The organism is Pseudomonas sp. TH04, assembly GCF_016651355.1.
Classification (GTDB): Bacteria; Pseudomonadota; Gammaproteobacteria; order Pseudomonadales; family Pseudomonadaceae; genus Aquipseudomonas; species Aquipseudomonas fluorescens.
The window spans coordinates 3,765,657-3,789,516 of sequence record NZ_JAEKEA010000001.1 but is presented as its reverse complement, the minus strand read 5'-3'; the positions used below and the strand labels follow the sequence as shown (position 1 = coordinate 3,789,516).

Below are 23,860 nucleotides of genomic sequence, written 5' to 3'. Positions count from 1 at the left end.
ATCAGAGAGTGGGCGCCGCATGCCTCACGAGGCAGCGCTGCGCAACGCCACTAACAAAGCCGCGGCACTCGCGCCGCGACAATCCACAACTTTTTCTGCGCCAGCGGCCCGCGCCATTTCATAAACGCGCGGGCTGGGCACGAACAACGGCAGCTGCGCCACTTTCGGCCAATCGAGGCCGGCCAGGGCTTGCAGGTGCAAAAAACCCTGCCCACTGCTGACCACCAGGCCGTTCAAGCGTTCCAACTGGATGCGCTGCGTCAACACCCCGGCCTCGTAAGCCGGGAGCAAGCGGCGATACAACTCCAGATAATCGACACTAGCACCTTGCTCACGCAAACGCTCAGCCAGCAACTCGCGCCCACCCTCGCCACGCAGGATCAGTACCCGGGCATCGGGCCGTGCGATAGCCTCGCGCAAGGCGGGCAATTCAAGCAAGGCTTCGCTGTCGTCGCCGGTTTGCGGATAGTGAACGTTGAGCCCGTGATCGGCCAGTACCTGCGCAGTGGCAGCCCCGACGCTGAACCAGGGCAACTGCGGCCAAGGCTGATTCAACTGCTGCACAGCAAGGCGTGCAGCCGGTTTGCTGACCACAATCACCGCGCAATAACGGCCCAGGTCACGCAGCACAGACTGTTGCTCAGGCGTTACCGGCAGGGCTTCGATGTCGAGCAAAGGCAGGCTGCTGCTGAAAATGCCGGCGTCAGACAGCGATGCCGCCAGGGCAGCCGACTCTTCGGCAGGCCGCGTCAGCAGCAAACGCCAGCCAGTCACTGCGGACCGGCCTCGCCGTAGACTTTTTCCAGAATGGCGCCGGCGCCCTTGCCCAGCAGCTCTTCAGCGACCTGGATACCCAAGGCGGTCGCATCACGCTGTGGCCCACGCACGTCGGCAGTGAGCAGCGTACCGCCTTCAGGATCGCCTACCAGGCCACGCAGCCAAAGGTTTTCACCTTCAAGCACGGCGTAGCAGGCAATTGGCACCTGGCAGCCACCGTTGAGGTGCTTGTTCAGCGCGCGCTCGGCGGTGACACGCACTTCGGTGTCAGGGTGATCCAAAGGTTTGAGCAAGGCGTGAATTTCACTGTCGGCCGTGCGGCATTCGATGCCCACTGCGCCCTGCCCGCCTGCGGGCAAGCTGTCTTCGACGCTGATGGCCGAGGTGATACGGTCTTCGAAACCGAGCCGGATCAGACCGGCCGCTGCGAGAATGATCGCGTCATAGTCACCGGCATCCAGCTTGGCCAGACGCGTGTTGACGTTGCCACGCAGGAAACGGATCTGCAGATCCGGGCGCCGAGTCAGCAACTGCGCCTGACGACGCAGGCTGGAGGTGCCGACGACACTGCCCAGTGGCAAATCATCCAGGGACGCGTAGGTGTTGGAAACGAAGGCATCGCGCGGGTCTTCACGCTCGCAGATGCAATACAGGCCGAGGCCTTCAGGAAAGTCCATCGGCACGTCTTTCATCGAGTGCACGGCGATGTCGGCTTCGTTTTCCAGCAGCGCGGTTTCCAGCTCTTTGACGAACAAGCCCTTGCCGCCGATCTTCGACAGTGGCGAGTCCAGCAGCTTGTCGCCGCGACTGACCATGGGCACGAGGGTCACTTTGAGGCCCGGGTGGGCCAGCTCAAGGCGTGCTTTGACGTATTCGGCCTGCCACAAGGCCAAGGCGCTTTTACGGGTGGCGATGCGGATTTCGCGAGAGGACATGGATCAATCCGTACTGAATAGATACGGCAGATAATAACAGCTCAGGCAAACACGCTTTGATTTGAATCAGCAAGTGCGGGGCCTCCCTGGCCACATCGCACCGGGATAAGGTCTGCAGACCTCGCCACAGCCCTCGGGCTACAGCTGCTGCATCATCTTGCGTACGCCAGCGACATGACGGCGGCTGACGATCAAGGCATCGCCATTGAGCCCTTTCAGGAATAGCTGAAAATGGCCCAGCGGCGTGCGCTGCAAACGCTCAATTCGCTCGCGAGCCACCAGTGCGTTGCGGTGAATGCGCACGAAGCGGTCGCCAAACTCATCCTCCAACGCCTTGAGCGGTTCATCGAGCAATACTTCGCCTGCCTCGTGACGCAGGGTCACGTACTTGTGGTCGGCAATAAAATAGACCACCTGGCCCAGCGGTATCAGCTCAATGCCTTTGCGGGTCCGCGCGCTGATGTGGCTGCGCGGCCCATTGCCGCTCTGGGCAGCTGGCTGGGTCAGCGCAGCCAGTTGGACGCGGTTGGGGCGCTCGGCCTTTTTCAGGGCCTTGAGCAACGCTTCGCCAGTCGCCGGCTTGGCGAGAAAACTGACACCACTGGCTTCCAGCGTTTCCGCAGAAAACTCTTCCTGCGCAGCACACAACACCACGGCAGGCGGCGATTCTCGCTCACTCAGGCGGGCGGCGACTTGCAGGCCATCAAGGCCCGGCATGCGGATATCGAGCAGCACCACGTCAGGCTTGAGGCTGTCGATCAGCGTCAACGCCTCCTCACCACTGGTGGCGCTCGGTTCAAGGACTGTATAACCCTCGAGCTCATTGACCAAACGGCTCAGTCGCTCGCGGGCTTGGGGTTCGTCATCAACGATCAGGACATTCATATTGCGCTGGATTCCTGCGTGAGTCTCGCACAAGGATAGCGTAGACAGGTGCGGTGACTTGCGTCACAGCGATCCACGCTAAGACTAGCGCGAGCGGTAAAAAGTGCCCCGAGAGCGGCACCCAAATTCACCCGGACCTGTTCAGTTGCGCCCAAAACCTGCTGCCTATGGGCATTGCCGTAGGGTTTGCTGATACACAATCCGAATACCCCCCTTTTTTAATGGATAGTCTGGGATATGACCACATCACCAAACTTTGGTGCATTCATGCTCTATCAGTGCAACTGTAGACGCTCGCTGAGACGATATTGTTCGATCGTCAAATATCCTTTCAATTAACGCCTGCCTTCAGTCTCGTCCCGGATGCGTTCGGCGGCAAGGCACTTAGCCATCCTTCGCACAAATAAAAATGCCGACCACCCGCAGCACCGCCTCCACGGGCAACCCTGTTATTATCGGCGGCACACCTCCACGCCTCTTTTAAGCAGATCACGAGCGAATCCATGAGCACCGACAAGACCAACCAGTCCTGGGGCGGCCGCTTCAGTGAACCCGTCGACGCCTTCGTCGCCCGCTTCACCGCCTCCGTCACCTTCGACCAGCGCCTGTACCGCCACGACATCATGGGCTCGATCGCCCACGCCACGATGCTGGCCAAGGTCGGCGTGCTGACCGACGCCGAGCGCGACAGCATCATCGATGGCCTGACCACCATTCGCGGTGAGATCGAGGCCGGCACGTTCGACTGGCGCGTCGACCTGGAAGACGTGCACATGAACATCGAGGCCCGCCTCACCGATCGTATTGGTGTGACCGGCAAAAAACTGCATACCGGTCGCAGCCGTAACGACCAGGTGGCCACCGATATTCGCCTGTGGCTGCGCGATGAAATCGACCTGATCCTCGCCGAAATCACGCGCCTGCAAAAAGGTCTGCTGGAGCAGGCCGAGCGTGAATCGGACACCATCATGCCCGGCTTCACCCACCTGCAAACCGCACAGCCAGTGACCTTCGGCCACCACCTGCTGGCCTGGTTCGAAATGCTCAGCCGTGACTACGAGCGCCTGGTGGATTGCCGTAAACGCGCCAATCGCATGCCGTTGGGCAGCGCGGCACTGGCGGGCACCACTTACCCGATCGACCGCGAGTACACCGCTCAACTGCTGGGTTTTGACGCCGTGGGCGGCAACTCCCTGGATGGCGTATCGGACCGCGACTTCGCTATCGAATTCTGCGCCGCCGCCAGCATCGCGATGATGCACCTGTCGCGTTTCTCCGAAGAACTGGTGCTGTGGACCAGCGCGCAATTCCAATTCATCGACCTGCCGGATCGCTTCTGCACTGGCAGCTCGATCATGCCGCAAAAGAAAAACCCCGACGTGCCCGAGCTGGTGCGTGGCAAGAGTGGCCGTGTGTTCGGCGCGCTGATGGGCCTGCTGACGTTGATGAAGGGCCAGCCGCTGGCCTACAACAAGGACAATCAGGAAGACAAAGAACCGCTGTTCGACGCTGCCGACACCTTGCGCGATTCGCTGCGTGCGTTTGCCGACATGATCCCTGCAATCAAGCCCAAGCACGCGATCATGCGTGAGGCGGCCTTGCGTGGGTTCTCTACTGCGACCGACCTGGCGGATTACCTGGTGCGCCGCGGCCTGCCGTTCCGTGATTGCCACGAAATCGTCGGCCATGCCGTCAAGTACGGTGTGGACACCGGCAAGGACCTGGCAGAGATGAGCCTGGAAGAACTGCGTCAGTTCAGCGACCAGATCGAGCAGGACGTGTTCGCGGTGCTGACCCTGGAAGGCTCGGTGAATGCCCGTAACCACGTAGGCGGCACTGCACCGGCGCAGGTCAAGGCAGCCGTAGCGCGCGGCCAGGCACTGCTGGCCAGCCGCTAAACGCTTCACGAGCAAGCCCGCCGCCACCACTGACCAGGTTCCACTTGTGGAATGCAGTCGCATGTGGGGGCAGGCTTGCGCGCGAAGGCGTCACCGCACTATTTCTTCGCCGCAATCATCGCCATAAACGCTGGCATCGCCGCTTCCCTGTCCGCCGCCACCTTTTGCGCGTTGGGCAAGGCATGCAATCGCTCCAGCAGCGCTTTGGCCGCCGGCAGCTCAGCCAGCAGATCCACGCCAAACAGCTTCTCGCCCACGCCACAGGCGAGGTTCACGCTGTACATGAAATACAGATCGGCAATCGTGAAGCTCTCCCCCGCCACGTAAGGCGCGAACTTGGCGTGTCGACCTAAAGAACCGATCCCCAACAGCAACTCGGCCTTGGATTTTTCCTTGATCGCATCCGGCACCGGCATACCGAAGAACGCCTCGGCGAAACAGGCGCGCGCGGGCAGCTCGATGTACAGCTCGATTTCCCTGCAGAACGCCAGCACCTGGGCGCGTTGATACGGGTCGGCCGGCAGCAACGAACGGCCCTCCTGGGTCTGCTCGATGTATTCGAGGATCACGCTCGTTTCGTTGATAAACCCCTGCTTCACACCAAGAATCGGCACTTTGCCACGGGGGCTGACAGCAAGGGCTTCGGGCGTCTGGCTCGGGTAAAACGGTACTTCTTCAAACGGCAGGCCCTTCTCCATCAGCGCCAGTTTGACCATGTTGTAGTAGTTGCTGACCGAAAATCCGTAAAGCTTGAGCATTGCGAATGCCTCCAGGCCGGGTGTGGGGTTGGCTGCAGAAGTTATAGAGCGTCGCGACCGACCTGACCAGCAGCATCACCTGCCTGAATGGGGGTAGACTGGCGCCCTTTCCTTGAGGAGCCTGCCATGAGCGAGCCGACCGATATCGACAGCGACGAAGAAGAGTTCACCGAAAACGAGCTGATCAAAGCCATCGAAAACCAGATCGAAAGCGACAATCCGCCTGCCGCCAAAGCCACGCTGAACAAGCTGACGCTGGTGGGTTACGAACGCGAAGAGATTCTGAACCTCATGGCTCACGTATTGGCCGTGGAAATCGACAAGATGCTGGACGAAGACCGCGCATTCAATACCGAATGGTACGAAACAGCGCTGCGGGCACTGCCGGAATTGCCACCGAAAAACGACTGAATCGAGCACCTTCGTGGCGAAGCAGCAGGCGTGCTCATCACAAAGGTGCGCCATATCAAGACCCACGACTTTCTCACTGGACAGCCCGGCAAAGTGCGTTCACCTTATGCCCTGCTAGCCTCTAATAAATTCTTAGAAAGTCTGGAGTCCTTATGTCGTATACCCCTGAGTTGGTTGCCGAACTGGAAATCCTTGCACTCTTCAACCTGGGCAGCTCCCAGGAAGGTCTGAAAGTCCACCAGACCGCCGCCCCCTCTGCCATCGCCGCCGCCAAACGCCTGTTCGAGAAAAAACTGATCGACCAGCCGGACGGGGGCTACCTGACCAGCCTTGGCCGGGATGCTGCCGAACAGGCCCAAACCCTGTTGACCATTCTGACCACTGCCTCGACCAAAGAAGCCGCCTGACACCGCTTGACGCCCATGGAGTCCGCCCTTTGCGGATTCCGAGGGCGCTGCTGTTCAGCCGCTCAAAATTCTGACGCCAAAAACAATTTCCCTCTAAAACTCCTACGCTACTGGCTGTAAACTCCTACACGGCCGCCCATGTCGGGCCCTGCGAGCCACCGAGTTCTACATGACCCGCACCCATGAGATCCGCCCCGACCTGGACGAAGGCATCGACCGCAAGGTGCTGGCTCAATTGCGCGCACGCTTCATGGCCCTCAATGAAGGCCGCATGGCCCGGGCCGTCGAGGGGCTGACACCACGCCAACAAAGCGTGCTGACCCTGCTGCCGCTGTTTTTTCACGTCAATCATCCGCTGCTGCCCGGTTATGTGTCGGGCAGCACGCCGGCCGGGCTGTCGAACTTCGAACCTGACGCCCAAGCCCTCACTGAAGCCCAACGCCTGACCCGCTCGTTCTCCTACAAGGCACGCCATGGCAACCCGCCGCAGCCGATCCACGGGCTGTTTTTGATGGGCAGCCTCGGCACCCTGGCTCAGGCAGACCAAAGCGATATGGACGTGTGGGTATGCCACGCGCCCGACCTGGGCGAAAACGAGCTGGCTGAGCTGCGCAAAAAGTGTCAGTTGCTGGAAGCCTGGGCCCTGACCATGGGCGCCGAGGCGCATTTTTTTCTGATCGAGCCGACACGCTTTGTGCTGGGTGAACGCGACACACAATTGAGCTCCGACGACTGCGGCACCACGCAGCATTACCTGCTGCTGGACGAGTTCTACCGCACCGCAATCTGGCTCGCCGGGCGCACGCCGATCTGGTGGCTGGTGCCGGTCTACGAAGAAAGTCGCTACGCCGAGTTCACCCACGCACTGATTTCCAAGCGCTTTATCCGCGCCGATGAAACCCTCGACCTTGGTCACCTGGCCCACATTCCCCCCGGCGAATTCATTGGCGCCGGGCTGTGGCAACTGTTCAAAGGCATCGAGTCGCCCTACAAGTCGGTGCTCAAGCTGCTGCTGACCGAGGTTTACGCCAGCGAACACCCGCACGTGCATTGCCTGAGCCTGCGCTTCAAACGCGCGGTGTTCGCCAATCAGATGGATCTGGATGAGTTGGACCCGTACATCGTGGTCTACCGCCGCATCGAGGAACACCTTAAGGCGCGTAACGAGCCCGAACGCCTGGAACTGGTACGGCGCGCGCTGTACCTGAAGGTCAACCTCAAGCTCAGCGCCGGCCAACGCAGCACCAGTTGGCAGCGCTTGTTACTGGAACGCCTGGCCCATGAATGGGGCTGGGACCAGCGCCAACTGGCCCTGCTGGACAGTCGCAGCCAGTGGAAAGTGCGCCAGGTCGCCTCCGAACGCCGCGCGCTGGTCAATGAGCTGAATTACAGCTACCGCTTTCTCACCCAGTTCGCTCGCACCGAGCAGACTGTCAGCCTGATTAACAAGCGCGACCTCAATGTGCTGGGCCGGCGCTTGTATGCGGCGTTTGAGCGCAAGGCCGGCAAGGTCGAGTTCATCAACCCCGGCATCGCCCCGGACTTGGCCGAAGACACCCTGACCCTGGTGCAATCGCCCAACCGCAAGGAGCCCGGCCAGCACCACTGGGGCCTGTACAACGGCAACCTGACGGCACTGGAATGGGAGCACTTTGCGCCGATCAAACGCAGCCGCGACCTGCTGGAAATGCTCACCTGGTGCCACCGCAACGGCGTGATCGACAGCAGCACGCGCCTGGCACTGCACCCGGGCGTCAGTGACATGACCGAATTCGAGCTGTTCAACCTGTTGGGCAGCCTGCAACAGACCATCGCCCTGCCGTTGACCAGCGTCGATGAAGATCGCCTGTTGCGCCCGGCCGTGCCGGAAGACGTGTTGTTGCTGATCAACGTCGGCGTTGACCCGCTCAAGCATCACCGCGACCTGAATATCGTGATGACCACCGAGCGTACCGACTCCTTGAGCTACGCCGGCGTGCGCGACAATTTGGTGCTGACCCTGGACCAAGTGACGCTCAACAGCTGGAACGAGGTGATGGTCAGCCGCTACGACGGCCCCCACGCATTGCTCGACTGCCTGCGTGACTACCTCAACCAACTGCCGCCGGACCACTTGCCACGGCTGCGGGTGCGCTGCTTCTGTCACAACCGTGCGCAGTTCATTGCCCAGCGCGTGGAAGAAATCTTCGACACGGCGCAGAGCCTGCTGCTGGGTCAGTCCAATCACCGCTACCTCCTGCAAGTGCAGCAGCACTATCACGTGATGGAGCTGAGCCCAGGCCAGGCCACCCATGTGTCGCTGCCGACCCAGGACGCGCTGATCGCGTACCTCAGCGAAGAACTGGCCACCTACAGCCCGCTGCACCTGGACGCCATGGCCCTGGAAGACCACGACCTGGCGCTGCTGTTACCCATGGGCCTGGCCGATTGTGTGCAGGTGTTCTACCGCGTCAATGAAGGCTTCGCCGAGCTGTATGTGCTGGATGAGTTCAATGCGCTGTGGCAGCAGCGCCAGCCGTTTCATGACGAACAAAGCCTGTTGGCGCCGTTGCAGCGTTTTCTGCAATCGATCATCTACCGCCGTGAAGCGCTATCGCCGCTGGATACGCCACAGACGCTGGGTGAAGTGCAAACTTTGTATTACCAACTGTTGCCGTCCGGCAGCCATCGCGCCCGCAGCATCGAGCCGCGGCCCGCCCCTCAAAACCCGGTCAATAAACCGTTTTATGACGTGCAGGCGATTATCGGCAAAGCGGCGCACGGCCAGGTAGGTATCACCCTGTACTGCAATCAGCGGGAGTTTTGCGAACTGGAGTTTGGCGACCAGTTGTTTGCAGTGGTCGCCCAGGAAATCGTCGGGCAGCGTCGAGAGACCGAGCGCTACCGCTGCTACATCACCGACCTGGACCTGTCGGGCCTGCTCGGTGATGTGCAGAGCCCGAGCAACTTGTATCTGCGCTACAAGGCCGAGCTGGAGCTGTCGCTCAATAAAGCGTTGAACCAGGTTTAGAGCGGGAAGGCGCCGCCATCTTTGGGCTGGCCTTCAACGCTGAGCAATTCAAGCTTGAGGGTCTTGCCACCGGGAGCTGGCCAGTCGATGTGCTGACCGACCTGCAAACCCAGCAAGGCGCTGCCGACCGGAGCCAGAATCGAAATCTTGCCTTCATCGGCATTCGCATCCTTGGGATACACCAAGGTCAGGTGACGCTCCTTGCCACTGCTTTCTTCACGGCAATGGACACGGGAGTTCATAGTCACGACGTCTCCCGACACTTCATCGTGGCCGACTGTTTCTGCGCGGTCGAGTTCGGCTTGCAACGCTTCGACGCCGGGAAACTCATCGCCCAGGCGGTCGATCAGTTGCTCAAGACGCTGCACGTCAAGACGGGTGAGGATGATGGAAGGTGCGGTGGTCATGATTCAGGCAGACTCCTTTTTTCTGCACAAAAAAGCAAAACCCCGCCAGGAAAAGGCGGGGTTCTCACGGACCTCGATGATTTGAGGTGTACCCGGACACTACCACAGCGTCACAAATAAACAAGGCGGCCTCAAGCGCGCGCCCTGCGCTGCTCGGCCTCGTCACAGATCAGGCGGCGCCGGGCGTCGTCGGCAGAGCGCCATTCACGGATGTCTTCCACATGGCGGAAGCAGCCGAGGCAGACTTTTTGCTCGTCCAGACGACACAAACTGATACAAGGTGACGGCACCGCCGGGCTGACATTGCTGAACAACGGCTTTGGCGGGCGTACAGGTGCAGGCTGGGTCACAATCAATTCTCGTCGGGGTTCAGCTCATCGAAGCTCAGCTCGACGCCGGCCTGCTCCTGCGTGAGGCGCGCGAGCATTTCGCTGAGCAGCTCATCACTGGTATCGCACTGCCAGTTGTTGTCTTCTTCGTTGAAGTCGAAGTGAAAACCACCCGAACGGGCTGCCAGCCACAACTGACGCAGCGGTTCCTGGCGACTGAAGATCAGTTGAGTGCCGTTCTCAAACTTGACGGTCAGCACGCCGGCCGAGTTTTCCAGGTCCACATCCAGGCCGCTGTCGTCGAAAATATCTTCCAGCGTCTGCTGGGTCGAATCCACCAGGTCGTGAAAACGGGCTTCGGTCAAACTCATTGTGGCAACCTCAAAAGTGTCTGGTTTTGCTCAAGCGCCGCACGATACGGGCGAGCCCCGCTGATTGCAAAGGATACCGAGTTCATTACCGATGACAGTATGAAATATCCTCGACCAGCGTAGCCTGCTTCCCAACTATCTCGGCAAACCCCCGCCGGACGGGTATTCCGGCGCATAGGCAAGCTGGCGGGTGGTCGGTATACTCGGGCGCAATTAATGCATATTCAAGGATTTCGCCATGAAGCGCCTGATCTCTTCCCTTGCTGCGCTCGTCGCGGTCGCTTGCCTCGTTAGTGCCTGTGGTCAAAAAGGTCCGCTGTACCTGCCCGATGACAGCAAAGACCCCAATGACCAAGCGCAAACGTCGCAATCCAAAGCGCACAAGCACGACATCTATTAAGGGAAACTCATGGACGCTTTTAACTACCGGGACGGCGAGCTGTTCGCGGAAGGCGTGGCGCTGTCCGCGATTGCCGAGCGCTTTGGCACCCCGACCTATGTGTATTCCCGTGCGCACATCGAAGCCCAGTACCGTTCTTTCACCGACGCTCTTAACGGCGTTCCACACATGGTGTGCTACGCGGTCAAGGCCAACTCCAACCTGGGCGTATTGAATGTCCTGGCGCGCTTGGGCGCTGGTTTCGACATCGTCTCCCGTGGCGAGCTGGAACGTGTGCTGGCTGCCGGCGGCAAGCCTGAAAAAATCGTGTTCTCCGGCGTCGGCAAGAGCCGCGAAGACATGCGCCGCGCCCTTGAAGTCGGCGTGCATTGCTTCAACGTTGAGTCCACCGACGAGCTGGAGCGCCTGCAGGTCGTCGCGGCCGAGATGGGCGTTCGCGCGCCGATCTCCCTGCGCGTCAACCCGGACGTCGATGCCGGCACCCACCCGTACATTTCCACCGGTCTCAAAGAGAACAAGTTCGGCATCGCCATTGCCGACGCCGAGGACGTGTACATCCGTGCCGCGCAATTGCCGAACCTGGAAGTGCTGGGCGTCGACTGCCATATCGGCTCGCAGCTGACCACCCTGCCTCCGTTCCTGGACGCCCTCGACCGCCTGCTGGCGCTGAGCGAGCGCCTTGGCGAGTGCGGCATCTACCTGCAACACATCGACCTCGGTGGTGGTGTGGGCGTGCGTTATCGCGATGAAGAGCCGCCGCTGATTGCCGACTACATCCAGGCCGTGCGCGAGCGCACCGAAGGCCGCGGCCTGACCCTGATGTTCGAGCCGGGCCGTCATATCGTCGCCAATGCCAGCGTCCTGCTGACCCAGGTCGAATACCTCAAGCACACCGAGTACAAGGATTTCGCCATCGTCGATGCGGCGATGAACGACCTTATTCGCCCGGCGCTCTATCAGGCCTGGATGGATGTGACTGCGGTCAAGCCACGTACTGGCGAAGGTCGCAACTACGACATCGTCGGCCCGATCTGCGAGACCGGCGACTTCCTGGCCAAGGATCGTCAACTGGCCCTGGAAGAAGGCGACCTGCTGGCTGTGCATTCGGCCGGTGCCTACGGGTTTGTCATGAGTTCCAACTACAACACTCGCGGGCGTGCCGCCGAGGTGCTGGTGGACGGTGATCAAGCGTTTGAAGTGCGTCGCCGCGAGACGGTAGCCGAGTTGTATGCTGGCGAAAGCCTGCTGCCGGAGTAAGCCATGCTGCTGCGTTTTACCAAGATGCACGGGCTGGGCAATGATTTCATGGTTCTCGACCTGGTCAGCCAGCACGCGCACATCCTGCCCAAGCACGCTAAACAATGGGGCGACCGTCACACCGGCATCGGCTTCGACCAATTGCTGATCGTTGAGGCGCCGAGCAACCCGGAAGTGGATTTCCGTTACCGGATCTTCAACTCCGACGGTTCCGAAGTGGAACAGTGCGGCAACGGCGCGCGCTGCTTCGCGCGCTTTGTGCTGGACAAACGCCTGACCGCCAAGCGGCAGATTCGCGTCGAGACCAAGAGCGGTGTAATCGAGCTGGATATTCGCAGCGACGGCCAAATCAGCGTCAACATGGGTGAACCACGCCTGGTGCCGGCGGATATTCCGTTCCTGGCCACCGAGCAGGCCACCCGTTATGCAGTGGATGTCGATGGCAAGATTGTCGACCTGGCAGCCGTGTCCATGGGCAACCCCCACGCCGTCCTGCGGGTCAACGACATCAATAACGCCCCCGTGCATGAGCTGGGGCCAAAGATCGAACATCACCCGCGCTTTCCGGCACGGGTCAATGTGGGCTTTCTGCAGGTGATCGACCGTTCCCGCGCGCAACTGCGTGTATGGGAACGCGGCGCCGGTGAAACCCAGGCGTGCGGCACCGGTGCTTGCGCCGCCGCCGTCGCCGCGATCAGCCAGGGGTGGATGGATTCGCCGCTGCTGATCGACCTGCCCGGCGGACGCTTGTCCATCGAATGGGCAGGCCCTGGCCACCCGGTGATGATGACCGGGCCGGCCTCGCGCGTATACGAAGGACAGGTCCGTCTATGAGTGAGCCAAGCTAATGACCGATAAGCCTCAAGTACCCGCCGAAACGTCCCCGAGCGAAAGTCTGGAGGCCGCTGCTGTCGCGGCGTACCTTGAGGCTAACCCGGACTTCTTCGTCGAACACGAAGAACTGCTGCCCGCCCTGCGCATCCCCCACCAGCGCGGCGACACCGTGTCGCTGGTGGAGCGCCAGATGAAGATCCTGCGCGAGCGCAACATCGAAATGCGCCACAAGCTCTCGCACCTGATGGACGTGGCCCGCGACAACGACCGTCTTTTCGACAAGACCCGTCGCCTGATTCTTACCCTGATGGATGCCACCAGCCTCGAAGAAACGGTCATTGCCGTGGAAGACAGCCTGCGCCAGGACTTCCAGGTGCCGTTTGTGAGCCTGATTCTGTTCAGCGACAACCCGATGCCGGTGGGTCGCTGGGTCAGCGGCGGCGAAGCACAGACGGCAATCGGCGGCCTGCTCTCCGAAGGCAAGACCATCAGCGGCACCCTGCGCGAGCATGAGCTGGACTTTTTGTTTGGCGCTGAACAGCGCAAGCAGATCGGCTCGACCGCTGTGGTTGCCCTCAGCCATCAAGGCCTGCATGGCGTATTGGCCATCGCCAGTCGTGACCCTCAGCACTACAAAAGCTCGGTGGGCACGCTGTTTTTGACCTATATCGCTGAAGTGCTGGGCCGGGTCCTGCCGCGCTTTACCACTGCCTTGCGCGCGGTGCGCTAGCCATGGACAGGCAACTGGACGCTTACTGCGCTCACCTGCGCAACGAGCGCCAGGTGTCGCCCCATACCCTGGAAGCCTATCGACGGGACTTGAACAAGGTCCTGGCGTACTGCGAAAAGCAACAGATCGCCAGCTGGAAGGCCCTGGATATCCAGAGCCTGCGCAGCCTGATTGCGCGCCTGCACCAGCAAGGCCAATCCTCGCGCAGCCTGTCCCGTCTGCTGTCGGCGGTGCGCGGCCTCTATCATTACCTCAACCGCGAAGGCCTGTGCGACCACGATCCGGCCAATGGCCTGGCCCCGCCCAAGGGCGAGCGACGCCTGCCCAAGACCCTGGACACCGACCGCGCCCTGCAATTGCTCGATGGCGCGGTGGAGGATGACTTCCTCGCCCACCGCGATCAGGCGATCCTGGAGCTGTTCTATTCCTCTGGCCTGCGCCTGTCGGAGCTGACCGGCCTGAACCTCGATCAGCTGGACCTGGCGGACGGCCTGGTGCAGGTGCTCGGCAAGGGCAGCAAAACCCGCGTACTGCCGGTGGGCAGGAAGGCCCGTGAAGCCTTGCAATTGTGGCTACCGCTGCGCCTTTTGACCAACCCGGCGGACGATGCGGTGTTTGTCAGCCAACAAGGCCGCCGCCTGGGGCCACGCGCGATTCAATTGCGGGTCAAGGCCGCCGGCGAGCGTGAGCTGGGGCAGAACCTGCACCCACACATGCTGCGGCATTCCTTTGCCAGCCATATGCTGGAGTCGTCCCAGGACCTGCGCGCCGTGCAGGAACTGCTCGGCCACTCCGACATCAAGACCACGCAGATCTACACCCACCTCGACTTCCAACACCTGGCGACGGTGTATGACAGTGCCCATCCACGGGCCAAACGCATCAAGGGCGGCGACTCATGAGTATCAAGCTGATCACCTTCGACCTGGACGACACGCTCTGGGACAACGTACCCGTCATCATCAGCGCCGAAGCGTCGATGCGTGAATGGCTGGCGACCCATGCTTCCAAGGTCGGCGATTTACCGCTCGAGCACTTCGCGAGCCTTCGCCAGCAGGTACTGGAGCGCCATCCTGAGCTCAAATATCGGATCAGCGTGTTGCGCCATCGGGTGCTGATGCACGCCTTTGAAGAGGCCGGTTATCCACAGCCAGAAGCCACGCAGATGGCTGATGTGTGCTTTGAAGCGTTCATTCACGCACGCCACCAGCTCACGGTGTTTCCCGAAGCTGAACCGATGTTGCAAGCCCTGCGCGAGCACTTCCTGCTCGGGGTTATCACCAACGGCAATGCCGATGTGCAGCGTGTGGGCCTGGCCGACTACTTTCACTTTGCCCTGCGCGCCGAAGATATCGGTATCGCAAAGCCTGATGCGCGCCTGTTTCAGGAAGCCTTGCAACGCGGTGGGGTGAGTGCCAGTCAGGCGGTGCATATTGGCGATCACCCTGGCGATGACATCGCCGGGGCGCAGCAGGCAGGGCTTCGTGCGGTGTGGTTTAACCCGACGGGCAAGGCGTGGGAAGCGGATAAGCTGCCGGACGCGGAAATTCGTCGCTTAAACGAGTTGCCGCCGTTGCTTCGCAGTTGGCAGTAACGCTATAGCGGCAGCCCTTTTGTTTTGTGGTGACCTGCAGGATTGATTACAGGCATGAAAAAGCCCGCAGCGACGGCGGGCTTTTTCTTACAAGCAGGTGACTGACCTCAAATAGGTCGACTGCCGTACTTGTTATCCGGCTTTTTCGGTGGATCTGCCACCACGTTCGCCTCGACTTCCTGCACTTTGCCGCCTTTTGCGAGGAATTCTTCCATCGCACGGGCCAGCGCATCGCGCTCTTTGTTCTTGGCTTCAACGCTTGGCAGTTCGTCTACCGAAACCGCTGCCTTGGCTTTGCCTTTGGCCGCCGGGGCAGGTGCATCATCGCCACCGTCGTCGTCAGTAACGTCTTCAGCTGCCGCTTCAAGACCTTCTTCGGTCTCGTCGTCGTCACCTACTTCAAGGTCGTCGTTTTCCAGATCATCGTCGCTCATGTTCTACCTCATGACTTGCGAAAAGCAGATTAGTTATAGCCCAGCCTCACTCGCTGTCGAGTTCGCCGGAAAAAATCAACATCCACCGGATAACCAGTGGCTTATGCCCCATCACCGTGCAAGGTGGCGAGGACTTTACGAGCACCGCCATGATCACGGTGCTCGCCCAGATAAACACCTTGCCAGGTCCCCATTGCCAAGCGGCCGGCCTTGACCGGCAAACTCAGCTGGCAGCCCAGGAGACTGGCCTTGAAGTGCGCCGGCAGATCATCCGGACCTTCGTCGTTGTGTTCGAACCCTGCACGCCCTTGCGGCACCAGCGAGTTGAAAAAACGTTCGAAGTCACGGCGAACCGCCGGGTCGGCATTCTCGTTGATCGTCAACGAGGCCGAGGTGTGCTGCAGCCACAGATGCAACAGGCCTACGCGACAAGCCTTCAATTCAGGCAAGCCGGCAAGCAACTCATCCGTTACAAGGTGAAAGCCCCGGGGCTTGGCCCGCAGGGTAATCAGGGTCTGTTGCCACATACAGTTCTCCGCCCATCGGCGCGCATTCTAGCGCGCTCAGGAAAAAAACAAAGTGCCGAATACGCCTACATGCATGTAAGACTTTTGCACGGTGAAAAGTACTGTGTGCGCCCCATCACAAACTCTGTGCAAAAACCGGTACAGCGTCCTATCACTGACAAACACCAGACAAAAAAATGCCCGGCAAGCCGGGCATCTTTTTTTCGCGTACTTACAAGTTGTAGCCGCGTTCGTTGTGTTGCGCCAGATCGAGGCCGACAGCCTCTTCTTCGTCGGTGACCCGCAGGCCCATGACCGCATCCAGCACCTTGAGGATGATGAAGGTCACGATGGCCGTGTAGATCACGGTGAAGCCGACGCCTTTGCACTGGATCCAGACTTGCGCCGCGATGTCAGTGGTCGCCGCGTTGAAGCCGCCCAGGGAAGGGGCTGCGAATACGCCGGTCAGGATCGCGCCGAGGATACCGCCGATACCGTGCACGCCGAAGGCGTCCAGGGAGTCGTCGTAGCCCAGCTTGCGTTTCAGGGTAGTTGCGCAGAAGAAGCACACCACGCCTGCCGCCAGGCCGATAACCAGAGCGCCCATCGGGCCCACGGTGCCGGCAGCCGGGGTGATTGCAACCAGGCCGGCGACCACGCCCGAGGCAATGCCCAGTGCGCTTGGCTTACCGTGGGTGACCCACTCGGCGAACATCCAGCCCAGCGCCGCCGCAGCGGTAGCAATCTGGGTGACCAGCATCGCCATACCGGCAGTGCCGTTGGCCGCAGCAGCGGAACCGGCGTTGAAGCCGAACCAGCCAACCCACAACATGGCCGCACCCACCAGGGTATACCCGAGGTTGTGAGGTGCCATTGGGGTGGTCGGGAAGCCTTTACGCTTGCCGAGTACCAGGCACGCCACCAGGCCAGCCACACCGGCGTTGATATGCACCACGGTGCCGCCCGCGAAGTCCAGCACGCCCCAGTCGCCCAGCAACGAACCCGGACCGCCCCACACCATGTGGGCGATTGGTGCGTAGACCAGGGTGAACCAGACGCCCATGAAAATCAGCATCGCGGAGAACTTCATACGCTCAGCGAAAGCACCGACGATCAGCGCAGGTGTAATGATCGCGAACGTCATCTGGAAGGTGACGAACACCGCCTCAGGGAACAGCGCCGCAGGGCCGGTGATGCTCGCCGGAGTCACACCCGACAGGAACAGTTTGGACAGGCCGCCCACGAACGAGTTGAGGTTGACGACGCCGGCTTCCATACCCGTAGTGTCGAACGCCATGCTGTAGCCGTAAACGAACCACAAAATGGTGATCAGACCGGTGATGGCGAAGCACTGCATCATCACGGAAAGAATGTTTTTGGAACGAACCATGCCGCCGTAGAACAGCGCCAGGCCTGGAATGGTCATGAACAGCACCAGCGCGGTGGATGTGAGCATCCACGCCGTGTCGCCGGAATTGAGGACTGGAGCAGGGGCTGGGTCCGCCGCCAATGCCAAGGCCGGCATTACGAGGGACAACAGGGCTCCTAGCCCTGCGAATTTACGCAGAGTCATATTGTTTTCTCCTGGGGCGTTGGGGGTTTGGCGGCTTAGATTGCGTCGGTATCGGTTTCGCCGGTACGGATGCGAATAGCCTGTTCCAGATTGACCACGAAGATCTTGCCGTCACCGATCTTGCCGGTGTTGGCCGCCTTGGTTATCGCCTCGATAACCCGGTCAAGATCCTTGTCGTCAATGGCGACATCAATCTTCACCTTCGGCAGAAAATCGACCACGTATTCCGCGCCGCGATACAGCTCGGTGTGACCCTTCTGCCGACCGAAGCCTTTGACCTCAGTAACGGTAATGCCCTGCACGCCGATCTCGGACAACGACTCGCGTACATCGTCCAACTTGAACGGCTTGATGATGGCAGTGACTAGCTTCATGAAAACTCTCTCCCGAATTGGTGGACTTGCCCCAGGAAAACAAACCCGTCTCAAGTCTAAGCGCAGTGCCTGGCTTTGTAACGCGTCGTCGCCTCGGCATTTGCCGTTGCGACGCCAGCGAACCACTGGTGACGAAACCTGTACCCCTGATCCGTCGGCGCACTGCATTCGTCACAGCGACTGCATCAGTGCATGGGTCATGATCGTCTAAGCAGAAAGCTTGCCAGCTCCGTAAAAACCACTGAAATCAGTCCGTTGCCCACTTATGCCCACCTGCGGGGCTTTATCGCGACGCCAATGCGCACAAAAACAGTGCGTAGCCGCCCGGCCCCCTGCGCGAAAAGCGTGCGTCTGCGACCGTGAAAAGACTATAGACGCTGCGTGATACACTGCCCGCCAACAGTTTTCCGGAATATTTCCCATGCTCGCGCCCAAAGACCTCCTCGACGCCCTGAGCGGCCACGCCTCTCGCTTGTTCAGCGGCGACACCCCGTTGCCCCGCAACGAAATCGAAAGCCAGTTCAAAGCGTTGCTGCAAAGCGGCTTCAGCAAGCTCGACCTGGTGAGCCGGGAAGAGTTTGACAGCCAGATGGTCGTGCTGGCCCGCACCCGTGCGCGGCTGGAGAGCCTGGAGGCGAAGGTGGCGGAGTTGGAAGCGCGGCTCGCACCCACTGCCGAGTAACGGTCACAACTCAGTCAACGGTGGGAGCAAGCCTGCTCCCACATGAGTTTTTTCGCTGCACCTCGGATACGTTCTGTAAAACCTCCCCCGCCTCGCTCTCCACCCCCTCGTCTACCCTTGAAAAACCGCAGGAAGCGGCCCTCTCTTTCAAGGAACGAGCATGTCCCTCGCTATCGTCCACAGCCGCGCCCAGATTGGCGTCGAAGCCCCTGCCGTCAGCGTTGAAGTGCATATGGCCAACGGTCTGCCCTCCCTGACGCTGGTAGGCCTGCCGGAAACTGCCGTCAAGGAAAGCAAGGACCGCGTGCGCAGCGCCATCCTTAACTCAGCGCTGCAATACCCCGCCCGCCGCATCACCCTCAACCTCGCGCCTGCCGACCTGCCCAAGGACGGCGGGCGTTTTGATTTGGCGATTGCCCTAGGGATTCTCGCAGCCAGCGTGCAGGTGCCGGCGTTGATGCTGGACGACGTGGAATGCCTGGGGGAGCTGGCGCTGTCGGGTGAGGTGCGCGCAGTAAAAGGCGTGTTGCCGGCGGCGCTGGCAGCACGCAAGGCCGGGCGCACCGTGATAGTGCCTCGGGCCAATGCCGAGGAAGCGTGCCTGGCGTCGGGGTTGAAGGTGATTGCGGTAGATCACTTGCTGCAGGTGGTGGCGCACCTGAACGGGCAAGTACCGATTGAGCCCTACAAGTCCGACGGGCTGCTGTACCTGAACAAACCCTATCCGGATTTGAGTGAGGTGCAAGGGCAGCTGGCGGCCAAACGCGCGTTGCTGATCGCGGCGGCGGGCGCGCATAACCTGCTGTTCAGCGGGCCACCCGGCACCGGCAAGACCTTGCTCGCCAGTCGGCTGCCTGGGCTGCTACCGCCGTTGAGTGAACAGGAAGCCCTGGAAGTGGCGGCGATTCAATCGGTGGTCAGCCCGGCGCCCCTGAGCCATTGGCCGCACCGCCCGTTTCGCCAGCCACACCACTCGGCTTCCGCGCCGGCACTGGTGGGCGGTGGTTCAAAGCCGCAACCTGGGGAAATTACCCTCGCCCACCATGGCGTGCTGTTTCTGGATGAGTTGCCGGAGTTTGATCGCAAGGTGCTGGAGGTGCTGCGCGAGCCGCTGGAGTCTGGGCATATCGTGATTTCCCGGGCGCGGGACCGGGTGAGTTTCCCCGCGCGCTTTCAATTGGTGGCAGCCATGAACCCCTGCCCTTGCGGCTATCTGGGCGACCCCAACGGGCGTTGCCGCTGTACGCCGGAGCAGATCCAGCGCTATCGCAACAAACTCTCCGGGCCATTGCTGGACCGCATCGACTTGCACGTCACTGTCGCGCGGGAAACCACCGCGCTGAACCCAACCCAACAGGACGGCGATAACACGGCGAAGGCGTCGGCAGAGGTCGCCGAGGCACGCGAGCGCCAGCAACGACGTCAAGGCTGCGCCAATGCCTTTCTGGATCTGCCAGGGCTGCGCAAGCACTGCGGGCTGGCGAAAGCCGACGAAAGCTGGCTGGAAAGCGCCTGCGAACGGCTGACCTTGTCCCTGCGCGCAGCACATCGGTTGCTCAAAGTGGCGCGGACCCTGGCCGACCTTGAGCAAGTAGAGAACATCACCCGCCATCATCTGGCAGAAGCGCTGCAATACCGGCCGGTGGCCGCTGGCTAGTGCGCCGAGGGGAAATCCAATAGCAGCCTCGCCACTTCCATCACCTCACCCAACACCGCTTCTGCCGACTCGGTAGACGGTTTGAGCATCAGGTCATCGGCATACCCCATTGCCAAGGCAAAGATCTGCCGGGCAGCGCGTTGGGGTGAATTACAGCGGAAAACACCTTCAGCAACTCCTTGCTCGATCACCTCAGCGAGCATGCCTTGCCATTGAGCATTGATCACCAGATAGGCCTGGGCCATCTGCGGGTCATGCATCGCCTCGTCCCATGCATCCAGCCACAGCGCCCAGCCGGCGTCGGCGGTGCACGGCAGGCAATCGCGCAAGAACCCGACCAGCGCCTCAAGCGGTGGCACGCCCACCAACGGGGCGCGGACTTCATCCAGTTGTTCATTGGCAAAACGCACAAACGCTTCGCGGCGCAACTCATTCCAGTCGCTGAAGTAGTGGTAGACGTGGCTGCGGGACAGGCCGGCATGCTCGGCCAGGTCGCGGGTGGACACATCGGCAAAACCCTTGCTGCGAAACAGCTCCAGGGCAGCGGCGATGATCTGGTCTTTACGGTCAATACGCGACATGGGCAATTCCTTCGGGCGCCGATGGATGAGTGGCGCTTGCTTTTTGAGCGATCGCTCAAGGATACTTGAGCAGTCGCTCAATAATAGCGTCTATCACCCCATTGGTGCACCTATGTCATCCGTCACTCCGCAAATTCTGATCGAAGAAAGCAAGAAAATTGGCCAACAGTCCGCCAGCCAAACCCTCAAGGCAATTGCGCGGGCGTACCCTGGCAAACTGTTCTGCACGCTGTCGCTGGTTGCGCTGGAGAACGCGCTATTGCTGGCCTACCCGCTGTTTGCCGGGTTCGCGGTGGACTCGATCATCCGTGGCGATGCCGACAGTGCGTTGTTTTACGCCGCCGTGGTCTTGATGTTTTGGGTGGTCGGGGCGGCGCGACGCGCGTTGGACACCCGCACCTTCACGCGGATCTACGCTGACCTCGCCGTGCCGGTCATCCTCAATCAGCGCCTGCAAAACCACAGCACTTCAAGGGCGGCGGCGCGGGTGGTATTGGCACGGGATTTCGTCGACTTCTTCGAAAAACACGTGCCGATCATCGCGACGGCGCTGGTCTCCATCGTCGGTGCGGCGGTGATGTTGCTGGTGATCGAGCCGTGGATCGGCCTGGCGTGCCTGGGCGCACTGCTGTTGTGCACCACTTTGCTGCCACGCTTCGCCCGACGCAATCAGCAGCTGCATGAGCGCTTGAATGACCGTCTGGAGAAGGAAATCGGTTTGGTGGAAAAGGTCGGCGTGCAAACCTTGCAGCGCCACTATCACGTGCTGTCGCGCCTGCGGATCTGGCTGTCAGACCGCGAGGCGGCCGCGTTCCTGTTTATCGGTACGCTCGCCGCCCTGCTGTTTGTCGTCGCGATCAGCCAGTTGGCCCTGTCGCCTGCGGTCAAAGCCGGCCACGTGTACGCGGTCATGACTTACCTGTGGACCTTCGTCAGTAGCCTGGACGAGGCACCAGGGATGGTCGATCAGCTCGCGCGCCTCAAGGATATCGGCAAGCGTGTGGACCCGGGCCTCGGCGACCGCTAGGCCTCAACGAAACCGATCCACCTCGTGCCGCAAGCCGGCCGCCAGGGTTTCCAGTTCCTTGGCGGTAATGGCCAGGTTCGACACCACTTCACGCTGCTCGCTGTTGGCCAGCGCAATGCTTTGCAGGTTGCTGCTGAGCACATTTGCCGTGCTGCTCTGCTCCTGGGTCGCGGTGGTGATCGCGGCAAACTGCTGGCCCGCCGAGCGGCTTTGCTCGTCGATCCGCGCCAGGGCCGACGCCACGTCAGCATTGCGCGACAAGCCTTCCTGCATCAATACGTTGCCGTGCTCCATGGTGCTGATGGCGTTGCCGGTTTCTTGCTGGATGCTTTGGATCATCCCGGAGATTTCGTCGGTGGCCTGACGCGTGCGCGAAGCGAGGTTACGCACCTCGTCGGCAACCACGGCAAAACCTCGGCCTTGCTCACCGGCACGCGCGGCTTCGATGGCGGCGTTGAGCGCCAGCAAGTTGGTTTGCTCGGCGATCGAGGTGATGACGCCGACGATCCCGCCAATTTCCTGGGAACGCTGGCCGAGGGTATTGATGACCGTGGCCGTGCTGTTCAGCGCCTCAGCGATATGCTCCAAAGACGACGACGCCTCCTGCATCGAGGTGCGGCCGATACGCGTCTGCTGGGCGTTTTCCTGAGCCAGTCGCTCGGTGTTGCCCATGTTGTCGGCGATGTTCAGCGAAGTCGCGCTGAACTCCTCCACTGCGCCGGCCATGCTGGTGATTTCGCCGGACTGCTGCTCCATGCCTTCATACGCACCGCCAGACAACCCAGACAACGCCTGGGCTCGGCTGTTGACCTCTTCGGACGCCTTGCGGATATGCGAAACCATGGTCGACAGCGCTTCGCCCATCTGGTTGAAGCTGCGGGCCAGTTGGCCGATTTCGTCATGGCTGGACACATTGAGGCGCGCACTCAAATCACCCGCGCCAAGGGCTTCGGCCTGGCGCACCAGGTCGCTCAGGGGCTGCAACTTACTGCGCAGCAGCCAGACCGCAGCGCCCACAGCGAGCAACATGGCCAGCACACTGCCAATGACCAGGCGAATCCCCACCGCCCAGGTCACCGCGCGAATTTCTGACTTCGGCATACTTGCCACCACCGCCCACGGGCCGCCGTCGAACGGCACCGAGACGCTGTAGAAATCTTCGTTTTTGTCACTCCAGAAGAGACCTTTACCGGGCGTCTTGGCCAGGTCGAGCATCACCGGGATTGCCTGGTCCAGCGCCTGCACACCTGCGGGTGGCACCAGCCAGTGCTTCTGTTCATCCAACAGGGCCAGGGAGCCTGTCTGGCCGATCCGGAAGCGCTTAAGGTTGTCGAACTGGGCCTTCTGGGCGTCGGTGTAGTCGAAGCCGACGAACAGCACGGCGATCACTTTGCCGGCCGCATCCCGCACCGGCGTGTACTGGGTCATGTAGGAGCGGTCGAACAACACCGCCCGGCCGACATAACTCTGCCCTGCCAGCAGGCGCTGATAGGCCGGATGCTGGTGGTCCAGGGCCGTACCGATGGCGCGGCTGCCATCCTGTTTGGTCAGGGATGTGCTGATACGGATAAAGTCTTCGCCGCTGCGCACAAATACCGTGGCCACGCCGCCGGACGTGTCCTTGAATTCGTCGACCTCGCCGAAATCGTTGTTCAACAGGTCGCTGCCCAGGAACAGGCTCGGGGTTTGTACGCCGGCCACGGCTACCGGCTGCTCGCCACGCACACTCAACCCGGCGCCGAAGCGCTTTTCAAACAGCCCGCTCAAACGCTGGGTACTCTCGCGCAAGGTGCTGTGGAAGGTGTTGAGCTGGTCGGCGAGCAAGCGCGCCTCGCTGGCCAGGTGTTCCTCGCGCGTTTCAAGGTTGGCGGAATCGAGGGAACGCAAGGCGAAAACAGTGCTGCCGCTGATGACGACAGCCAAGATTACGGCCAAGGCGAGGCCTAACTGGGAGGCAATCCGAGCGCGAGGTTGAGACATGACAGCTCCTGGCCGAGGCCAGGATCATCCTGATCTCATAGCG

General features: G+C 61.0%; 26 protein-coding genes. 13 read left to right on the top strand and 13 right to left on the bottom strand.

The features are described 5' to 3' along the window. Positions 1-24: 24 nt before the first annotated feature. The 3 genes from JFT85_RS16900 to JFT85_RS16890 all read right to left on the bottom strand — a co-directional run bounded on the left by JFT85_RS16900 (position 25) and on the right by JFT85_RS16890 (position 2,597). Positions 25-774 (bottom strand): uroporphyrinogen-III synthase, encoded by a 750-nt coding sequence (locus tag JFT85_RS16900; RefSeq protein WP_053258618.1) that lies wholly within the window; start codon positions 772-774, stop codon positions 25-27. Continuing rightward, positions 771-1,712 (bottom strand): hydroxymethylbilane synthase, encoded by a 942-nt coding sequence (gene hemC / locus JFT85_RS16895; RefSeq protein WP_078827503.1) that lies wholly within the window; start codon positions 1,710-1,712, stop codon positions 771-773. The genes JFT85_RS16900 and hemC overlap by 4 nt, the downstream gene beginning before the upstream one ends. A 138-nt stretch (positions 1,713-1,850) precedes the next feature. After that, entirely contained in the window at positions 1,851-2,597 is a 747-nt protein-coding gene (locus tag JFT85_RS16890) for a LytR/AlgR family response regulator transcription factor (protein WP_053258620.1), read from the bottom strand. A gap of 503 nt (positions 2,598-3,100) precedes the next feature. Here JFT85_RS16890 and argH point away from each other — a divergent pair. Beyond that, a complete protein-coding gene (gene argH / locus JFT85_RS16885) occupies positions 3,101-4,495 on the top strand; it encodes an argininosuccinate lyase (RefSeq protein WP_073636689.1) in 1,395 nt (464 codons plus the stop codon). 98 nt (positions 4,496-4,593) lie between these two features. On the opposite strand, the gene JFT85_RS16880 is transcribed toward argH, so the two are convergent. Then, positions 4,594-5,253: a glutathione S-transferase family protein gene (locus JFT85_RS16880; RefSeq protein WP_201230165.1), complete on the bottom strand. Its 660-nt coding sequence runs from the start codon at positions 5,251-5,253 to the stop codon at positions 4,594-4,596. 126 nt (positions 5,254-5,379) lie between these two features. On the opposite strand from JFT85_RS16880, the gene JFT85_RS16875 reads away from it, so the two are divergent. The 3 genes from JFT85_RS16875 to JFT85_RS16865 all read left to right on the top strand — a co-directional run bounded on the left by JFT85_RS16875 (position 5,380) and on the right by JFT85_RS16865 (position 9,081). Then, on the top strand, positions 5,380-5,664 hold the full coding sequence (locus tag JFT85_RS16875) for a hypothetical protein (RefSeq protein WP_201230163.1): 285 nt from the start codon (positions 5,380-5,382) through the stop codon (positions 5,662-5,664). A 152-nt stretch (positions 5,665-5,816) separates the two neighbouring features. Further along, positions 5,817-6,071 carry a TIGR02647 family protein gene (locus JFT85_RS16870; RefSeq protein ID WP_053258624.1) on the top strand — a complete coding sequence of 85 codons (255 nt, stop codon included), beginning with the start codon at positions 5,817-5,819 and terminating at the stop codon, positions 6,069-6,071. Positions 6,072-6,240: 169 nt separating this feature from the next. Next, positions 6,241-9,081, top strand: a complete 2,841-nt coding sequence (locus JFT85_RS16865) for a class I adenylate cyclase (protein WP_201230161.1) — start codon at positions 6,241-6,243, stop codon at positions 9,079-9,081. Here the strand turns inward: JFT85_RS16865 and rnk are convergent. The 3 genes from rnk to cyaY form a co-directional block, all read right to left on the bottom strand. Beyond that, a complete protein-coding gene (gene rnk / locus JFT85_RS16860) occupies positions 9,078-9,488 on the bottom strand; it encodes a nucleoside diphosphate kinase regulator (protein ID WP_053258626.1) in 411 nt (136 codons plus the stop codon). The two genes, JFT85_RS16865 and rnk, sit on opposite strands and share 4 nt — an antisense overlap. A 131-nt stretch (positions 9,489-9,619) precedes the next feature. Next, the gene (locus tag JFT85_RS16855) at positions 9,620-9,838 is read right to left on the bottom strand and encodes a DUF1289 domain-containing protein (protein ID WP_201230159.1); all 219 of its coding nucleotides are present in this window, start codon (positions 9,836-9,838) and stop codon (positions 9,620-9,622) included. A 2-nt stretch (positions 9,839-9,840) separates the two neighbouring features. Next, the gene (cyaY, locus tag JFT85_RS16850; RefSeq protein WP_053258628.1) at positions 9,841-10,188 is read right to left on the bottom strand and encodes an iron donor protein CyaY; all 348 of its coding nucleotides are present in this window, start codon (positions 10,186-10,188) and stop codon (positions 9,841-9,843) included. 238 nt (positions 10,189-10,426) lie between these two features. Between cyaY and lptM the strand changes: the two genes are divergently transcribed. From lptM to JFT85_RS16820, 6 genes are read left to right on the top strand one after another with little or no spacing between them, the layout of a single operon-like run. Beyond that, positions 10,427-10,588: an LPS translocon maturation chaperone LptM gene (lptM, locus tag JFT85_RS16845; RefSeq protein WP_073636688.1), complete on the top strand. Its 162-nt coding sequence runs from the start codon at positions 10,427-10,429 to the stop codon at positions 10,586-10,588. 9 nt (positions 10,589-10,597) lie between these two features. Beyond that, positions 10,598-11,845 carry a diaminopimelate decarboxylase gene (gene lysA, locus JFT85_RS16840; RefSeq protein ID WP_053258629.1) on the top strand — a complete coding sequence of 416 codons (1,248 nt, stop codon included), beginning with the start codon at positions 10,598-10,600 and terminating at the stop codon, positions 11,843-11,845. Positions 11,846-11,848: 3 nt separating this feature from the next. Beyond that, entirely contained in the window at positions 11,849-12,679 is an 831-nt protein-coding gene (gene dapF, locus JFT85_RS16835) for a diaminopimelate epimerase (protein ID WP_053258630.1), read from the top strand. Between the two features lie 13 nt (positions 12,680-12,692). Further along, positions 12,693-13,409, top strand: a complete 717-nt coding sequence (locus tag JFT85_RS16830; protein WP_064454694.1) for a DUF484 family protein — start codon at positions 12,693-12,695, stop codon at positions 13,407-13,409. A 2-nt stretch (positions 13,410-13,411) separates the two neighbouring features. Next, positions 13,412-14,311: a tyrosine recombinase XerC gene (gene xerC / locus JFT85_RS16825; RefSeq protein WP_053258632.1), complete on the top strand. Its 900-nt coding sequence runs from the start codon at positions 13,412-13,414 to the stop codon at positions 14,309-14,311. Beyond that, on the top strand, positions 14,308-15,003 hold the full coding sequence (locus JFT85_RS16820) for an HAD family hydrolase (RefSeq protein WP_201230157.1): 696 nt from the start codon (positions 14,308-14,310) through the stop codon (positions 15,001-15,003). The genes xerC and JFT85_RS16820 overlap by 4 nt, the downstream gene beginning before the upstream one ends. Positions 15,004-15,110: 107 nt before the next feature. Here JFT85_RS16820 and sutA read toward each other — a convergent pair whose 3' ends face one another. The 4 genes from sutA to glnK all read right to left on the bottom strand — a co-directional run bounded on the left by sutA (position 15,111) and on the right by glnK (position 17,890). Then, positions 15,111-15,437, bottom strand: coding sequence for a transcriptional regulator SutA (gene sutA / locus JFT85_RS16815; RefSeq protein ID WP_053258634.1), 327 nt, complete (start codon positions 15,435-15,437; stop codon positions 15,111-15,113). Positions 15,438-15,538: 101 nt separating this feature from the next. After that, positions 15,539-15,964 carry a secondary thiamine-phosphate synthase enzyme YjbQ gene (locus JFT85_RS16810; RefSeq protein WP_017845176.1) on the bottom strand — a complete coding sequence of 142 codons (426 nt, stop codon included), beginning with the start codon at positions 15,962-15,964 and terminating at the stop codon, positions 15,539-15,541. A 211-nt stretch (positions 15,965-16,175) separates the two neighbouring features. Continuing rightward, a complete protein-coding gene (locus JFT85_RS16805) occupies positions 16,176-17,516 on the bottom strand; it encodes an ammonium transporter (protein WP_053258635.1) in 1,341 nt (446 codons plus the stop codon). A 35-nt stretch (positions 17,517-17,551) separates the two neighbouring features. Continuing rightward, positions 17,552-17,890, bottom strand: a complete 339-nt coding sequence (gene glnK / locus JFT85_RS16800; RefSeq protein WP_002555808.1) for a P-II family nitrogen regulator — start codon at positions 17,888-17,890, stop codon at positions 17,552-17,554. Positions 17,891-18,311: 421 nt separating this feature from the next. Between glnK and JFT85_RS16795 the strand changes: the two genes are divergently transcribed. Both JFT85_RS16795 and JFT85_RS16790 read left to right on the top strand, forming a co-directional pair. Then, positions 18,312-18,572 carry an accessory factor UbiK family protein gene (locus tag JFT85_RS16795; RefSeq protein WP_053258636.1) on the top strand — a complete coding sequence of 87 codons (261 nt, stop codon included), beginning with the start codon at positions 18,312-18,314 and terminating at the stop codon, positions 18,570-18,572. 160 nt (positions 18,573-18,732) lie between these two features. After that, positions 18,733-20,229 (top strand): YifB family Mg chelatase-like AAA ATPase, encoded by a 1,497-nt coding sequence (locus JFT85_RS16790; RefSeq protein ID WP_201230156.1) that lies wholly within the window; start codon positions 18,733-18,735, stop codon positions 20,227-20,229. Here JFT85_RS16790 and JFT85_RS16785 read toward each other — a convergent pair. Next, positions 20,226-20,810, bottom strand: coding sequence for a TetR/AcrR family transcriptional regulator (locus JFT85_RS16785; protein ID WP_053258638.1), 585 nt, complete (start codon positions 20,808-20,810; stop codon positions 20,226-20,228). The genes JFT85_RS16790 and JFT85_RS16785 overlap by 4 nt on opposite strands. Before the next feature lie 112 nt (positions 20,811-20,922). Here JFT85_RS16785 and JFT85_RS16780 point away from each other — a divergent pair, with 112 nt between their 5' ends. Then, positions 20,923-21,837: an ABC transporter six-transmembrane domain-containing protein gene (locus JFT85_RS16780; RefSeq protein WP_169875525.1), complete on the top strand. Its 915-nt coding sequence runs from the start codon at positions 20,923-20,925 to the stop codon at positions 21,835-21,837. A gap of 3 nt (positions 21,838-21,840) precedes the next feature. Here the strand turns inward: JFT85_RS16780 and JFT85_RS16775 are convergent, their stop codons facing one another. Then, positions 21,841-23,817: a methyl-accepting chemotaxis protein gene (locus JFT85_RS16775; RefSeq protein WP_053258640.1), complete on the bottom strand. Its 1,977-nt coding sequence runs from the start codon at positions 23,815-23,817 to the stop codon at positions 21,841-21,843. Between the last annotated feature and the right edge of the window lie 43 nt (positions 23,818-23,860).

Bases quoted from the DNA above. Each gene is read 5' to 3' on its own strand.
- JFT85_RS16890 (WP_053258620.1), bottom strand. From the start codon at position 2,597: ATGAATGTCCTGATCGTTGATGACGAACCCCAAGCCCGCGAGCGACTG.
- JFT85_RS16865 (WP_201230161.1), top strand. From the start codon at position 6,241: ATGACCCGCACCCATGAGATCCGCCCCGACCTGGACGAAGGCATCGAC.
- glnK (WP_002555808.1), bottom strand. From the start codon at position 17,890: ATGAAGCTAGTCACTGCCATCATCAAGCCGTTCAAGTTGGACGATGTA.
- JFT85_RS16810 (WP_017845176.1), bottom strand. From the start codon at position 15,964: ATGTGGCAACAGACCCTGATTACCCTGCGGGCCAAGCCCCGGGGCTTT.
- JFT85_RS16880 (WP_201230165.1), bottom strand. From the start codon at position 5,253: ATGCTCAAGCTTTACGGATTTTCGGTCAGCAACTACTACAACATGGTC.
- rnk (WP_053258626.1), bottom strand. From the start codon at position 9,488: ATGACCACCGCACCTTCCATCATCCTCACCCGTCTTGACGTGCAGCGT.
- JFT85_RS16775 (WP_053258640.1), bottom strand. From the start codon at position 23,817: ATGTCTCAACCTCGCGCTCGGATTGCCTCCCAGTTAGGCCTCGCCTTG.
- JFT85_RS16790 (WP_201230156.1), top strand. From the start codon at position 18,733: ATGTCCCTCGCTATCGTCCACAGCCGCGCCCAGATTGGCGTCGAAGCC.
- JFT85_RS16870 (WP_053258624.1), top strand. From the start codon at position 5,817: ATGTCGTATACCCCTGAGTTGGTTGCCGAACTGGAAATCCTTGCACTC.
- argH (WP_073636689.1), top strand. From the start codon at position 3,101: ATGAGCACCGACAAGACCAACCAGTCCTGGGGCGGCCGCTTCAGTGAA.
- dapF (WP_053258630.1), top strand. From the start codon at position 11,849: ATGCTGCTGCGTTTTACCAAGATGCACGGGCTGGGCAATGATTTCATG.
- JFT85_RS16780 (WP_169875525.1), top strand. From the start codon at position 20,923: ATGTCATCCGTCACTCCGCAAATTCTGATCGAAGAAAGCAAGAAAATT.
- JFT85_RS16805 (WP_053258635.1), bottom strand. From the start codon at position 17,516: ATGACTCTGCGTAAATTCGCAGGGCTAGGAGCCCTGTTGTCCCTCGTA.
- hemC (WP_078827503.1), bottom strand. From the start codon at position 1,712: ATGTCCTCTCGCGAAATCCGCATCGCCACCCGTAAAAGCGCCTTGGCC.
- JFT85_RS16795 (WP_053258636.1), top strand. From the start codon at position 18,312: ATGCTCGCGCCCAAAGACCTCCTCGACGCCCTGAGCGGCCACGCCTCT.
- xerC (WP_053258632.1), top strand. From the start codon at position 13,412: ATGGACAGGCAACTGGACGCTTACTGCGCTCACCTGCGCAACGAGCGC.
- JFT85_RS16820 (WP_201230157.1), top strand. From the start codon at position 14,308: ATGAGTATCAAGCTGATCACCTTCGACCTGGACGACACGCTCTGGGAC.
- cyaY (WP_053258628.1), bottom strand. From the start codon at position 10,188: ATGAGTTTGACCGAAGCCCGTTTTCACGACCTGGTGGATTCGACCCAG.
- lptM (WP_073636688.1), top strand. From the start codon at position 10,427: ATGAAGCGCCTGATCTCTTCCCTTGCTGCGCTCGTCGCGGTCGCTTGC.
- JFT85_RS16785 (WP_053258638.1), bottom strand. From the start codon at position 20,810: ATGTCGCGTATTGACCGTAAAGACCAGATCATCGCCGCTGCCCTGGAG.
- JFT85_RS16875 (WP_201230163.1), top strand. From the start codon at position 5,380: ATGAGCGAGCCGACCGATATCGACAGCGACGAAGAAGAGTTCACCGAA.
- lysA (WP_053258629.1), top strand. From the start codon at position 10,598: ATGGACGCTTTTAACTACCGGGACGGCGAGCTGTTCGCGGAAGGCGTG.
- sutA (WP_053258634.1), bottom strand. From the start codon at position 15,437: ATGAGCGACGATGATCTGGAAAACGACGACCTTGAAGTAGGTGACGAC.
- JFT85_RS16830 (WP_064454694.1), top strand. From the start codon at position 12,693: ATGACCGATAAGCCTCAAGTACCCGCCGAAACGTCCCCGAGCGAAAGT.